The organism is Paraferrimonas sp. SM1919 (genome assembly GCF_010993985.1).
In the GTDB taxonomy this organism is placed as follows: Bacteria; Pseudomonadota; Gammaproteobacteria; order Enterobacterales; family Shewanellaceae; genus SM1919.
The window spans coordinates 208352-222768 of sequence record NZ_WINH01000001.1 but is presented as its reverse complement, the minus strand read 5'-3'; the positions used below and the strand labels follow the sequence as shown (position 1 = coordinate 222768).

The following is a 14417-nucleotide window of genomic DNA, read 5'->3' as shown; positions in this document are numbered from 1 at the left end:
GATGAACAAAGGCAAAGTATATGATTAGAGTGGCGATTAATGGTTATGGACGTATTGGTCGTTCCATCTTGCGCGCTCTTTATGAATCTGGTCACAGACAAAGAATTCAAATTGTCGCCATTAATGAACTTGCTTCTGCTGAAGCTATGGTCCATCTGACTAAATTTGATACCACCCATGGTCGTTTTGAGCTTAATGTATCACTTGATGATGAGTGTATTAGAGTTGGCCATGACAGAATCAAAGTATTTAATGAAACGGATATCAGCAAACTTCCTTGGGAAGGCATTGATATTGTTTTTGAAGCGACAGGTACTCTTAAAACACGAGCACAATTACAGCAACATATTGATGCAGGTGCCAAGCAAGTTCTGGTGAGTAACCCAGCCTCAGCTGATGTCGATGCTACCATAGTAACTGGCGTGAATGATGCTATTTTAAATGGTACTGAAACCATCGTTTCAAATGCATCATGCACCACGAATTGCAGTGTACCAGTGATACAATTATTAGATGACGCTTTTAAAATCACCAGTGGTGCTATCACCACCATTCATTCAGCGATGAATGATCAGCAAGTTATCGATGCTTATCATCAAGATTTACGTTTAACTCGAGCCGCGAGTCAGTCTATTATTCCAGTAGATACTAAATTGGCTAAAGGTATTGAGCGTATTTTACCGCATTTACAAGATAAGTTTGAGGCTATCTCTGTCCGCGTACCTACCGTTAATGTCACTGCTATGGACGTGACGCTTATGCTGAAAAAGAAAGTTAACATTGATTCAGTAAATGACATCTTAGAGCAGGCCTCTAAGAATCAGTTTTACGGTCTCGTTGATTTTGTTCATGATCCTTTGGTATCAAGTGACTTTAATCATGATAGCCATTCGTGTATTGTTGACGGCACTCAAACTCGGGTCAGTGATGGCCACCTCGTTAAGCTATTATTATGGTGTGATAACGAATGGGGCTTTGCCAATAGAATGCTAGATAACGCATTGACTATGGCGTTAACCAGAAGAAAAGTTCAAAATTTAAATTCTTAAAGGATTATTATGTCTGTTGTAAACATGACCGATTTAGATTTGGCAAATAAGAAAGTTCTTATACGTCAAGATCTTAATGTGCCTGTTAGTGATGGCAAAGTCACTTCAGATGCACGTCTACGTGCGGCGTTACCGACCATTAAGCTGGCCTTGGAAAAAGGGGCTCAGGTAATGTTAATGAGCCATTTAGGCCGTCCTACTGAAGGCGAATTCAACTCTGAATTTTCTTTAGCTCCAGTGGTGGACTACTTAAATGAAGCCCTAAGCCAAGAAGTCGTTTTAGTAAAAGACTATTTAGACGGCGTGACCTTAGCTGACAACCAAGTGGCTGTATTTGAAAACGTACGCTTTAATGTCGGCGAAAAAGCCAATGATGATGTCCTAGCTAAGAAGATGGCAGCCCTATGTGACGTATATGTGATGGATGCCTTTGGTACCGCGCACCGTGCCCAAGCGTCTACCCATGGTGTGGCTAAGTTTGCCCCGGTTGCCTGTGCCGGCCCATTATTACAGGGTGAATTAGAAGCACTTGGTAAAGCGCTAGATAATCCTAAACGTCCACTAGTGGCGATTGTGGGCGGCTCTAAAGTATCGACCAAGCTTACCGTCTTAGACAGTCTGTCAAACATCGTTGATCAACTGGTTGTTGGTGGTGGTATTGCCAATACCTTTATTGCTGCAGCGGGTCACCAAGTGGGTAAGTCTCTTTATGAAGCCGACCTTATTGAAGAAGCTCAGCGTCTAGTCGCGAACGCCCAAGCCAATGGCGGTGATATTCCTGTACCAAGCGACATTGTGGTGGCTGCTGAGTTTAGCCCAAATGCTTCTGCTACGCTTAAGTCAGTTGATGAGTGTGGTAATGAGGATATGATTTTTGATATCGGTCCAGATAGCGCAGCAGCCTTGGCTGATATTCTTAAAAATGCGGGCACTATCGTCTGGAATGGTCCTGTAGGTGTATTCGAATTTGATCAATTTGGTGAAGGCACTAAAGCCATTGCCGAAGCGATTGCCCAAAGCGATGCTTTCTCAATTGCAGGCGGTGGGGATACCTTAGCGGCGGTAGATAAATATGGCATTGCGGATAAAGTGTCTTATATCTCAACCGGTGGGGGGGCCTTCTTGGAGTTCCTGGAAGGTAAAAAACTTCCAGCGGTAGAAATCTTAGAGAGCCGCGCTCAGCAAAGTTAACAAAAAGGCAGCAATAAGCTGCCTTTTTTAATGCCTAATAGAAATATAGCAACAAAATTAGGTAATAAATTTACAGTTTCAAATTCTTTTAAAAGGAGACCTAAAATGGCATTAATTTCAATGCGTCAACTACTCGATCATGCCGCGGAAAATGGTTATGGTGTACCAGCGTTTAACGTAAATAACCTTGAACAAATGCGTGCCATCATGCATGCCGCTGAAGTGACCAATTCCCCTGTGATTGTGCAAGCATCAGCTGGCGCTCGTAAGTATGCTCGTCCACAATTTTTACGCTACTTAATGAATGCTGCCCTTGAGCAATATCCTGATATTCCTGTCTGTATTCATCAAGACCATGGCACCGATCCTGATGTTTGTCAGCGTTCGATACAATTAGGTTTTTCATCGGTAATGATGGATGGTTCACTAAAAGCTGATGGCAAAACTCCTGCTGATTATGCTTATAACGTTGATGTGACCCGTCGTACCGTTGCCTTTGCCCATGCCTGTGGCGTGTCTGTAGAAGGCGAGATTGGTTGTTTGGGTTCGCTTGAGACAGGTAAAGCGGGTGAGGAAGACGGTATTGGTGCTGAGGGTACCCTTAGCATGGATCAAATGCTAACAAGCCCTGAAGAAGCTGCACAGTTTGTTAAAGATACCCATGTTGATGCCTTAGCGATTGCCATAGGGACTAGCCACGGTGCATACAAGTTCAAGAAAAAACCTACGGGTGACGTGCTTCGTATCGACCGCATTAAAGAAATCCATGCCCGTATTCCGAATACTCACTTAGTGATGCATGGTTCATCTTCAGTGCCACAAAACTGGTTGGAAATTATTAACCAATATGGCGGTGAAATGCCAGAAACCTATGGTGTGCCGGTAGAAGAGATTATTGAAGGTATTAAGCATGGTGTGCGTAAGGTCAATATTGACACCGATTTACGTCTTGCTTCTACTGGCGCCATCCGTCAGTACATGGCCTTAAATCCAAGTGAATTTGATCCTCGCAAATTCTTAAAAGCTTCTCAGGATGCGATGACCGATATTTGTATTGAGCGCTACCAGCAATTTGGCTGTGAGGGCATGGCCGATAAGATCAAACCAAAGAGCTTACAGGCGATGTATAAAGCCTACCAATCGGGGGCGTTAGATCCTAAAGTACTTTAATTTTAAAGTACAACCTCTAGAGTCGAACGTGGTGACACGTTCGACTTTTTATTTTGTAAAGGCTTAAGGTAAAGGTGAATAATGTATCGAGCGTTTACCGTTCGAGCTATTACTTGCTAGGTATTACTTATTACTCTGGTATAAGCTTGTCCAATTAGCATCCCCGGAGTTTGGGTTGAGCGTTTAAGGGCGACTTCGGCATGTTGAAGCAATTGTTCAAGAGGCTGCAATTTTTGATTGCCTGCAATACCAATATTGAGATTAATATTACTAAAGTTTTCTGTAATAAAATAATGGATATCCTGAGCCAGAGTGTAAGCATTTTGGTCGTCACCTATACTGAAAATCACAAGTTTATTTTCCTGATAGTGCAAGCAATGACAGCTTTTAGGCAATATTTCCGATAACTTCTGTTCCAAAAGTGATTGTGAAACTTGTAATGCATCCCACCTCAATAGAATGAGCTTACAATTTATTCGTTGAGCTTCTGTTAAGGCTAAATAGCTCAATTTGATTTGATCAAGTTGATGTTTGCCAGTATCAATCATTGGCAAGAGCTTTTTTTGAGGAGACAGCAAGATGTTCAAATAGGATAAATGACCATGTTCATCAAAGTGTCCATTTGCTTGAATAGCCAGCCCTGATGCGTCTTCTCCTTGCCCACTAACCCAGCCTTGCCAGTTGCCATTATCGATACATGACTGGATGATTTGAGGCCATATACCTAATTTAAATTGTAATAACAAATCTTTTAAGGATGAATTTTGATCCATAGAATAACTATTAAGCCATAGCTGTGCCTGATGATTGCAGTAACAAATACGGCCAGAGGGGGCAACTAACAAGCAAATTTGAGCAAAATCATTTGCCATTTGCAGCTGTTCAATAGTGTTATTTAACTTTACTTGCTCACTGTGGTCCGTTAACTCAAAAATATATAGATTACTTGATGCTGAGTTTGGGTTTATTTGGCGAAAACGAGCGTTTAGATGCTTTTGGGCCACAAATATAGGAATGGATTGCGTAGGCATAGTCGTCATCAATTGCTCAAACGTCATAGGTAAAGTGAGCAACTGATCGATATGCATATCTTTAATGCTGTGTTGATTGATGTTGAGTAAATTCGCTGCGGTTAAGTTAGCAAAAATAACCTTGCCATGTTGGCTACAGTAAAGCAAACCGCTACTGGCTATAGACAGTCCTTGGTTGAGCTGACTAAGGTGGTTTTGGTTTCTTTTGAGATAGCTATTTAGATGGAGTAAGGTCACTAAGACAAAACAAATAAAACTAAAAATAATAAAGCTAATCGTTGTTAAATTTGCGATAGCTTTTGGTGCTAATTCACTGCTGTTTTTAGAGTAACTAACAACGTAGTACCATGGTTCGTTAGTTGCGTAACCGGCTAGGTTTATTTTCATAAAAACAAAAGTGAACAATTCATCCTTATACAAGCCGAAGCTTTCCTTGGTCATTGCAAATAAAAGTTGCGGCAGTTCGCTATCCAATTCACTCTGTAATTCAAGGGATAAAGCCTCAACAGTTTGCCCAGCAGGAGAGGTGTAACTGAGTAATTGTCCTTGCTGTGAGAAAATTAAAATAGGTAAGGTGTTCTCATCAACTGGAGGCTGAAATTGGCTGATCATTTCATCAAAATGAAAAACAACCGTTAAGTAGCCGCCATTATTGAGCTTGACGCTCATTTCAATCGCAGAGATTAATTCACCGTTTTTAAATACTGTTGTCAGCCCTGAAGAATGGATTCCTTGCAAGCTGTAGTTTCGCTGAGCCTGTTCATTTAAATTCAGTTGGTGTGACGTATGACCTACACTTAATATCTGATTGAGTTGAGGATCATAGTAATTTATCGCGAGCAAGTTAGCTGAATTTTGAACTAGGTTATGCCAAAACTGTTTTAGTTCATTAAGGTTTTGACTATTGCTTTCTTTGATTAAATCTTGCAAGCGCTTTGAACTTGCTAGAATACTTATTTGATTTCTTTTTTGTTTCAGGTTTTTACTAATTAAATGAGCGAAGCTTTGTAGCTCTGAATATCTTTGCGTGTGCTGTTGCTGTTGATAATGTTGGTTTATGGAATTTGACAAGCTTAGCCAAAGGGTAAGTAATAGCAATGACAGAATAAAACACTTGAATAAATAGCTTACTAGGCCGTGATGCCCCCATGGATCGCTATAAAAGTTGTCGTACTCTTGGCTTATTTGAATTTGAGCACTGTTGTTCATTAGGGTTGCTTTGTATTTGGAAGAGTTTGGCATGGTTATGGGGTCTCTGTTGGGATTGCCACTAACTCTTGTTGCCATTGCCATTTTAGCTCTGATTCGAACTGTGGATGCTCACTGTATGATTGCTCTACCGTGTGTTTCAAGTACTGTACAGTGATGATGTTGCTGTGATGCGAAAGATTTTTAATGATGACCCTATCACCGATTAATACCCCCTCTTTGGCGATAGCCTGAGTATTATCATTGATTACTGGATATAAATAATAAAATAGCCCAGAGCCGACAGTGTCCACTGTCAAGATAATGATTTTATCCATTAACCCATCTTGATTTAAATCTGTGTCAAGTTGTTGCTGTATTTTGAAAATAATTTTACTGCTGGAATTAGCTGCAGCTGGCAGACTGGCCTTGCCTTGGTATAGTTCTACTTTGCCGCTTTCAGACCAACTTGTAATAAGCTGTAACCTTTCAATATCAAGCTGTTGCTGACAACCACAAAGGGTTAATAGGGAAATTAATATTGCGATGATTTTCATAGCGGTTCTTTATAATAGTTAATAATAGGGTAAGGGTAGTTTTTTTTAAGCTGATAATAAAGGTCTATGTAAAAAAGGCCAGTACACCTATGTGGACTGGCCTTCAAAAAAGATTTTTGTTTACTATGATTGTGGCTGCCACCACCAATTGATCAATTTTCTGTAACCTCTGAGAAAATCCGCCAAGATGGCGTACAACACCGGCACCAGAATCAAGGTCACTACCGTAGCAAAGACAATGCCAAAGCCTAATGAGGTGGCCATAGGTATCACCGCTTGGGCTTGTAAAGAAGTCTCCAGGATCACCGGTACTAAGCCGAAGAAGGTGGTCAGTGAGGTCAATAAAATCGCCCTAAAGCGCTGACAGCCAGCTTCGATGGCCGCTTCTTTGATGCTTAAACCCTGGGCTCGGGCTTTGTTGACAAAGTCCACCAGAATTAATGAATCATTCACTACCACCCCGGCTAAGGCAACGATACCCATTAAACTTAATACGTTTAAGGAAATTCCGACGATTAAGTGGCCCACTACCGCGCCAATTAAGCCAAACGGAATGACCGACATAATAATTAGCGGCTGGCCGTAGCTCTTAAGCGGAACCGCCATAAGGGCGTAAATCACCAACAACGAGAAGAACGCGCCCATTGCTAGGCTCTTTAATGAATCCACTTCATCGGCACTAGCACCATCAAGATCGCTCTTAACCTGCGGGTATTTCGCTAAAATCTTTGGCAAGTCAGTTTGCATGATGTTGCGCGATATGGTCGATGGGTCCACTAATGCCTTATCAACGTTAGCATCAATCTTCAGTGCACGTTCGCCATCAACACGGGTGATGGTGGCGTAAGATTTATCCAGCTTGTAAGTGGCCACTTGATTAAATGGCACAATTCCGCCGTTTTTAGTGCGAATACGCATATTTTCAAGATGGCCTATGGTTTGACGCTGCTCTTTCGGGTAGCGCACCAGTACTTTGATCTCTTCTTTGTTGCGTAAAATACGTTGTGCTTCAAAACCATAAAATCCCCAACGCACCTGTTGGGCAAGGTCGTTCATGGTTAAACCTAAGGCTTCACCCTCAGGTTTTAAATCCACCTTGATTTCTTGGGAGCCACTTGAGAAGTCATCGTTAATATCATACACCCCCTCATAGCTATTGAGCGCTTCCCTTAAGTCTTGACGGGCCATAGCTAACTGCTCAAGATTATCAGAGGCTAAGCGCAAAGAAATATCAGCAAAGCCACCATTGTTAGTGGATGGGAATTGCAGCTTTTTAACCTGGGCAATCTTAGGAATAGCATCACGCCATTCATTGGTGATCACATCAGAGGTGGCAAGCCTATCTTCGGCCTTTGAAAGCTCGGCAACTATTACAGCTGAAGTAGCCGAATTTAGTGCTACAAAATAGTGCTTAATCACCGGTTGGGCTTCACCCTTAGATAGCTTTTCATCGGTTACCAAGAGCGCTTGTTCAATTTTTAGCAAGGCTTCTTTGGTGACTTGATCCGAGGTGCCTTCTTCCATTTCGAGATTCACCTGCAAGAAGTCTTGGGGGAACTCTGGATTGAATAAGAAACGCACATGGCCGCTGACCACTAACGCAATGGCTAAAACCATTACCCCAATAAAGGTGCTTAATACACTGAATTTATTGCGCAGACACATGCCAATAAAATTGCGGTACTTGGTATCAATAAAATGATTTACCTTGGCGTTAAAGTTGGCTTTGGCAATCACAAATGGATTGCTTGATGGCTTGTTAGATACCCTCATATGGGCTAAATGCGCTGGCAGAATCCACTTAGATTCCACTAATGAGAACAGCAGACACAGCACCACCACCAAGCCGATCGATTTCCATAACTCTGCGGTGATCCCAGGCACTAACAACATTGGAACAAAGGCAGCCACAGTGGTGAGTACACCAAAGGTCGCGGTCATGGCGACTTTGTTGGTTCCTTTAATCACTGCATCGATAGAGTGACCATTTTTTTCGATGGAACTATAGGCACTTTCACCAATGACAATCGCGTCATCGACCACAATCCCTAGTACCAAAATAAAGGCAAACAAGGTCAGCATGTTAATGGTGAGTCCTACGCCGTCAAGGGGCATAACAAACAAGGCTCCCAGGAAACACACTGGGATCCCCACCATCACCCAGAAGGCCAGTTTTATATGTAGGAATAACGCCAGAATAATAAATACCAATAGAATGCCCACTAACATATTGTTAAGCATTAGGCTTAAGCGGCCATCTAGGTAATGGGTGGCATCGCCCCAGGTATCTACATATACCCCCGCAGGTAGGGTTTTACGCTTTTCGTCTAAGTATTTGGTTATTTCTTGGGAAATTTTGAGGGCATTTTGGTCTTTGGTCGAAGTGACGTTGATCATGGTCGCCGGTTTACCATTAAACCTTAGGTAGCTTAGGCGCTCTTCAAAACCATCAATAACCGTGGCGACATCACTTAAATAGATGCGTGAGCCTTCTGGAGTGGTTTTGATAACCAGCTGTTCAAAATCGCTGCCCACATAAGCCTGGGCTTTGGTTCTAAGCAGAATATCGCCGTTTTCAGCCTTAATTGAACCACCGGGTAAATCCAGTGAAGAGTTGCGTACTGCGTTGGCAATTTGATCAAAGGTCAGTTGATATTCTTTTAGCTTATCCTCTGATACCTCAATAGCCATTTGATAGGCGCGAGTACCCACCAACTTAGCTTTAGTCAGTCCTGGTAGCTGGGTTAATTCATCGCGAATATCTTTAGCCAACTCTTTGGCCTGAGTACGATCAAGGTCACCATATATCGATACCCATAACACTGGACTTTCTGGCTTTACTTGGTAGATGTTGGGCTTTTCAGAGTTATCAGGGAAGGTGGCAATACCATCAATACGAATTTTAGCTTCATCGAGGACGGTTTTAGGATCGTAATCACTCACCACTTCGATGATAGTCATCGACATGCCCTCTGAGGAGCGGGTGGTAATTCGCTTGATGCCATCAATATCTTTGATGGCCTCTTCAACTTTAATGGATATCCCTTGCTCAATTTCCTCTGGTGCGGCACCAGGATAAGCAATGGTGACATGCACTTGGTTTAGATTAAAACCAGGAAACAGTTCTTTATTAATAAGAAAAGCAGAAATAATTCCACCAATCACTAATGCAATCATCAATAAGTTTGCCGCCACGTTGTTGTGGGCAAACCAACTGATAATGCCTTTTTGACGATTTTCTGACATCGACTTACTCTCCTACCGCGATAGCATTGACTTGCTGGTCTTGGCGGAAGCTGTCTAAATAGGTTTGCGCAATTGGCGCATCTAATAGTGCATTAGCATCGAGATAGACCCAATCAGAGTCGCTGTAGATAGGCTCTACATTATGAAAAGTAATCTTATTATCAACCACTTGGGCAATTTTATTGTTGCGAACACTATAGTGAGGCACGGTCACCACATTCTCTAGTACATTGGCTTTAATTTTGGCGGTAACGAAAGTGCCAAATCTTAGGGGGGCAGCAGGCTGATTATCGAGTTGGTAAGGGTCGTTAATTTGCGCAACCACATAAACCATGCGAGAGTTGTTGTCGATAATTCTCTCGCTGCGCATCAGCTTAGCTTGCCAAATAGGGCTGTTTGGAACATTTTTATCAATTAAGCTGGCAACAATTTGGTTGCGACTAAGGTCGCCAATACTAGCAAGTTCAATCGGGGTAACCGGAAGGCGGATTTCAGCGACTTCAGAATTTAGAATGTGACCTAATTTAACGCCAGTACTTACAAACTGCCCTAGGTCAATATCCCGCTGTTTGACAAAGCCAGAGTAGGGCGCACGTATTTTGGTACGCTCAAGATTACGCTGGGCACGGTCAACGGCGGCCTTTTGAAAACGGACATTGGCTTGTTCTTTCTTTAATTGCGGTTTACGCAGTGCTAATGCCGTTGGGGTTTGCGAGGTCACCCCTTGCCAGTTTGATAGGGCGACTTGGCCTTCGGCTTCTTCTTGCTCTAGTGCAGCTAGCGCTTGGGCATAGCTGGCCTCAGCTTGATGTAATTCGGTCAGATAATCTGCATCTTCAATCTGCGCCAGCAAGGTGCCTTTTTTTACATAGGCGCCTGCAACAAAATCATCAGTAATTTTCGTAATGCGACCGCTGACCTGAGCCACCAATTGCGACTGGTTTTTGGGCTCAACTAGACCATAGGAATTAATATACAACTGCACATTTGTCGCCTGATTAGACAAAACGGCAATATTGGGGATTTGTTGCTCAATAGGCTTTTTCTCAGGCTCTTTCTTGGTCGCGATGAGTATAAAAGCTAATAAACCAAATACGATTATGATACCCAAAGGCATCAAGCGTCTAATGATGATTGGCATTGTGGTTCCTTGTCAAAGACTGTAGGTGATAAAAGTTCCACTGTTAAGTAAATTGGTTGGGAATCACCTTATAAAACATACTAGGATTGTAATCCATAAGTCCTTAATACAACTAGTTAAATGCACTCATGTTAGACTTTTATTTGTAAATGAATGTGAAGCGATGAGGCAACTTAAACATTTTTAGTTTGTATGAAGCCTTGGCATTAGGTATTCTCTGCAGCCTTTTTTTTCAGCGGTAATTGTTTGAATGTTTGCAGGATTTGACTACGGCACCTCTAACTGTGCTATTTCGGTAATTAATAATAACCAAGCACAATTAGTTAATTTGGGAGAACACGGCAAGTACATGCCTTCGAGTTTGTTTGCCCCAAGACGAGAAATGCTAAGTGCCTGGTTAGATAAGCAACTGCAGCTTAAAGGCGTTGGTCCAGCTTTTACCACAGCCCGCAAAACTCAACTGCCTATGTCGCGCCGCTTTTTTAATGAGTTAAAGCTTGATGGTTATGATACCGAGGTACTGTTTGGTGAACAGGCGTTAGCAGAGTACCTCGATGAATCCGATGATTGCTATTACATTAAATCGCCCAAATCTTTTTTAGGGGCTAGCGGCTTGCAAGCGCCACAAATTCAGTCATTTGAAGATATGGTTGCGGCGATGATGCTTGAAGTGAAATCTCAAGCAGAACACACCTTAGGACAGAGCATTGAGCAGGTGGTGATTGGCAAACCTGTTAATTTCCAAGGGGCTAATGCGGATAACGCTAATACTCAGGCGCTTACCATTTTAACCAATGCCGCCAAATATGTTGGCTTTAAGCAGGTTGAGTTTCAATTTGAACCTATGGCGGCCGGCCTAAGTTTTGAAGCTCAATTGCAGCAAAGTGAAAAAGTATTAGTGGTGGACATCGGTGGTGGCACCTCAGATGTGTCTATGGTGTTGATGGGGCCACAGTTTCATCATTTAGCCGATAGACAGCAGCAGATCTTAGGTCACAGTGGTGTGCGAGTTGGCGGCAATGATTTTGATATTCACCATGCGCTGCATAACTTTATGCCAGAATTTGGTTTGAACGACACCCTAAAAAATGGCTTGCCGATGCCGCAAAAACCATTTTGGGATGGTGTCAGCATTAATGACTTTCCAGCGCAATCTCGTTTCTATTCTAAAGATACGGCGCTGAACTTAAAAGATACCCTAGAGGATGCCAATCAGCCGCAAAAGCTGGCAAGGTTATTAAAGCTTGCTAATATGCGTCAAACCCACCAGTTGGTTTATGGGGCAGAAATGTCGAAGCGTCAATTATCAGAGGCGCAGCAAGTCACTAGCTCATTAGATTTTGTCGATGAGGGCTTACAACTCACCCATACCAGTAGTGAGTTTGAGAATGCCAACAAAGCCAACCTTGAGGCCATTGGTCAATTGATTGACGAAGCACTTATGCAAGCGGGCAGCGAGCCTGATACGGTATTTGTGACAGGTGGCAGTGCTAAATCGCCAACGATTAAAAACTTTATTGCCAACAAGCTCAATAAACCTGTTGTCAGTGGCGATGACTTTGGCTCGGTGGCTAATGGTTTAGGGCTATGGGCGCAAAGGGTGTTTAGTTAGTCCTATGAGGTTTGCTCTCCCTTTAAAACAAAGCCGCATTTAATGCGGCTTTGTTGTATTTAAAAGCTTATTCTTAGTTATTGCTTAGATAAATTAATAAAGAAGGCGTATTCCTGAGCACGCTGCAGATAACGCTTAAAGCGTCCAGAGGCACCGCCGTGGCCAGCTTCCATATCGGTATCAAACACTAAAATGTTATCGTCGGTCTTGTACTCTCTAAGTTTGGCAACCCATTTCATAGGTTCAAAGTATTGCACCTGGGAATCGTGCAAGCCGGTGGTGACTAATAGGTTAGGGTAATCAATGGCTTTGACTTGATCATAAGGGGAATAAGACAGCATATACTCGTAGGAGTCTTTATTTTCAGGGTTACCCCACTCGGCCCACTCGCCAGTTGTCAAAGGAATTGAAGCATCTGACATGGTGGTGACCACATCCACAAAAGGAACATGGGCGGCGACACCGTGGTAAAGCTCCGGCGAATCGTTAATTACCGCCCCCATTAATAGCCCCCCGGCACTGCCACCTGCTGCGTAAACCTTATCGGCATTGGCATACTTTTGTGCGGTTAGTCCTTTGGTGACATCAATAAAATCATTAAAGGTATTAATTTTATTGAACATTTTGCCATCTTCATACCATGGGCGGCCCAGCATTTGCGAGCCTCGAATATGGGCGGTGGCAATAATAAAGCCCCTATCCATTAAACTTAATCGATGGGAGACAAAGCTAGGATCCATAGTGGCCCCATAAGAGCCATAACCATACTGATACAAAGGTGCACTGCCATCTTGTTTATAGGTATCGTTACGATAACTGATGGTAACGGGCACTTTAGCACCATCACGGGCAGTAATAAAAATGCGTTTGGCGATGTAGTCGCTTGGGGTAAATTCACCCAGTACCTTATCTTGCTTTTTAAGGGTTTTCTCAAGGCTGTTTAGGTCAACATCATAGATGCTGGTCGGGGTGGTTGGTGAGCTGTAATACACCCGAACGGCATCGGCATCCAGGGTTAAGTTGGTACTTAAGCCTGCATTAAATACCTCATCATTAAATTTAATTTCTTTTGCATTTGAACCATCAAGTTGGCTGATGATGACCCTTTGCAGGCCTTGCTCTTTTTCTACCCTAACGAGATGGTTATTAAATACATTAAAGTATTGAATATAAACATCTGGGTTATGGGCAATCACATCCTGCCACTTGCTGGTATCGCTGCGCTCAGATTGGTGCACTTTGACAATCTTAAAGTTAGTCGCGTCTAAATTAGTGTGGATATAGTAGTGATCCCCAAGTTTTTGTGCGTTAAATTCATGACCTTCGGTAATTGGGGTAAAATCTTCAACCGCGGCCTCTACATTATTAGCATTAATGATCACCATGCCAGATTTAGTGGTTTCATTCTGGTAGACATAAATCTCTTGGTTGTCTTTGGACTGACCTAAACCAATGTAGAAGGTTGGATCTTTTTGTTCATACACTAACACGTCAGCGTCTTGCTCGGTGCCAAAGGTATGGCGATAGACCTTGTTGCCAAGCAGGGTTTGTTTATCTTTTACAATGTAATAAACGCTTTTATTGTCATTAGCCCATAATACTTGACCGGTGGTGCCTTCAAGTTTATCTGGGTATTTTTTGTCAGAATCTAGACTTTTAAATTCAATGGTATAAATGCGGCGAGATAGGGTGTCAGTGGCGTAAGCTAGGGTTTGCTGATCTGGGCTAATGTCATAGCCACCAATGGCAAAGTATTCATGGCCCGCGGCCATCACATTACCGTCAAGCAGTAACTGTTCTGCTGCCTCTAAAGCCCCTTTTTTACGAGCATAAATTGGATATTCACTGTCGGCGTTATAGCGTGAATAGTAATAGTAGCCATCTTTATAGGCGGGGACCGATGACTTATCTTTTTCGAGACGGCCAATCATTTCATCATAAAGCGTTTGCTCAAGGGCTTGGTTAGGCGCGAGTACCGCTTTGGCATAATTATTTTCAGCTTGCAGGTGTGCTAGGATTTTAGCATCTTTACGCTCATCATCACGCATCCAATAGTAATTATCGGTACGGGTATGGCCGTGGGCGGTCATTTTATGGGGAATCTTTTGTGCTATTGGCGCCGTGAGCGGGTCGGTCGGCACTTTATGTTCAGAGCAAGCACTTAGCCCGATAGACATTACTACTAGCGAGAGTTTGAGCTTTTTCATTGCCTTTCCTTGGTTGAAATGTGTT

The 14417-nt window shown here is 42.8% G+C and carries 9 protein-coding genes; 4 read left to right on the top strand and 5 right to left on the bottom strand.

Features of this window, described 5'->3' with window-relative positions:
- Positions 1 to 20 precede the first annotated feature (20 nt).
- The 3 genes from epd (at position 21) to fba (ending at position 3410) form a co-directional block, all read left to right on the top strand.
- A complete protein-coding gene (epd, locus tag GFB48_RS00930; protein ID WP_163930244.1) occupies positions 21 to 1049 on the top strand; it encodes an erythrose-4-phosphate dehydrogenase in 1029 nt (342 codons plus the stop codon).
- Between the two features lie 9 nt (positions 1050 to 1058).
- Positions 1059 to 2240 carry a phosphoglycerate kinase gene (locus tag GFB48_RS00925; protein ID WP_163930242.1) on the top strand — a complete coding sequence of 394 codons (1182 nt, stop codon included), beginning with the start codon at positions 1059 to 1061 and terminating at the stop codon, positions 2238 to 2240.
- Between the two features lie 105 nt (positions 2241 to 2345).
- Entirely contained in the window at positions 2346 to 3410 is a 1065-nt protein-coding gene (gene fba, locus GFB48_RS00920; protein ID WP_163930240.1) for a class II fructose-bisphosphate aldolase, read from the top strand.
- A gap of 116 nt (positions 3411 to 3526) precedes the next feature.
- Here fba and GFB48_RS00915 read toward each other — a convergent pair whose 3' ends face one another.
- The 4 genes from GFB48_RS00915 to GFB48_RS00900 all read right to left on the bottom strand — a co-directional run bounded on the left by GFB48_RS00915 (position 3527) and on the right by GFB48_RS00900 (position 10573).
- On the bottom strand, positions 3527 to 5650 hold the full coding sequence (locus GFB48_RS00915) for a hypothetical protein (protein WP_163930238.1): 2124 nt from the start codon (positions 5648 to 5650) through the stop codon (positions 3527 to 3529).
- A 35-nt stretch (positions 5651 to 5685) separates the two neighbouring features.
- Positions 5686 to 6186 carry a hypothetical protein gene (locus GFB48_RS00910; RefSeq protein WP_163930237.1) on the bottom strand — a complete coding sequence of 167 codons (501 nt, stop codon included), beginning with the start codon at positions 6184 to 6186 and terminating at the stop codon, positions 5686 to 5688.
- 123 nt (positions 6187 to 6309) lie between these two features.
- A complete protein-coding gene (locus tag GFB48_RS00905) occupies positions 6310 to 9432 on the bottom strand; it encodes an efflux RND transporter permease subunit (RefSeq protein ID WP_163930234.1) in 3123 nt (1040 codons plus the stop codon).
- 4 nt (positions 9433 to 9436) lie between these two features.
- Positions 9437 to 10573, bottom strand: coding sequence for an efflux RND transporter periplasmic adaptor subunit (locus GFB48_RS00900; RefSeq protein ID WP_163930232.1), 1137 nt, complete (start codon positions 10571 to 10573; stop codon positions 9437 to 9439).
- A 250-nt stretch (positions 10574 to 10823) separates the two neighbouring features.
- On the opposite strand from GFB48_RS00900, the gene yegD reads away from it, so the two are divergent.
- Positions 10824 to 12185, top strand: a complete 1362-nt coding sequence (yegD, locus tag GFB48_RS00895; protein WP_163930230.1) for a molecular chaperone — start codon at positions 10824 to 10826, stop codon at positions 12183 to 12185.
- A 77-nt stretch (positions 12186 to 12262) separates the two neighbouring features.
- On the opposite strand, the gene GFB48_RS00890 is transcribed toward yegD, so the two are convergent.
- Complete coding sequence (locus GFB48_RS00890) at positions 12263 to 14392, bottom strand: S9 family peptidase (RefSeq protein ID WP_163930229.1); 2130 nt, start codon at positions 14390 to 14392, stop codon at positions 12263 to 12265.
- Positions 14393 to 14417 lie beyond the last annotated feature (25 nt).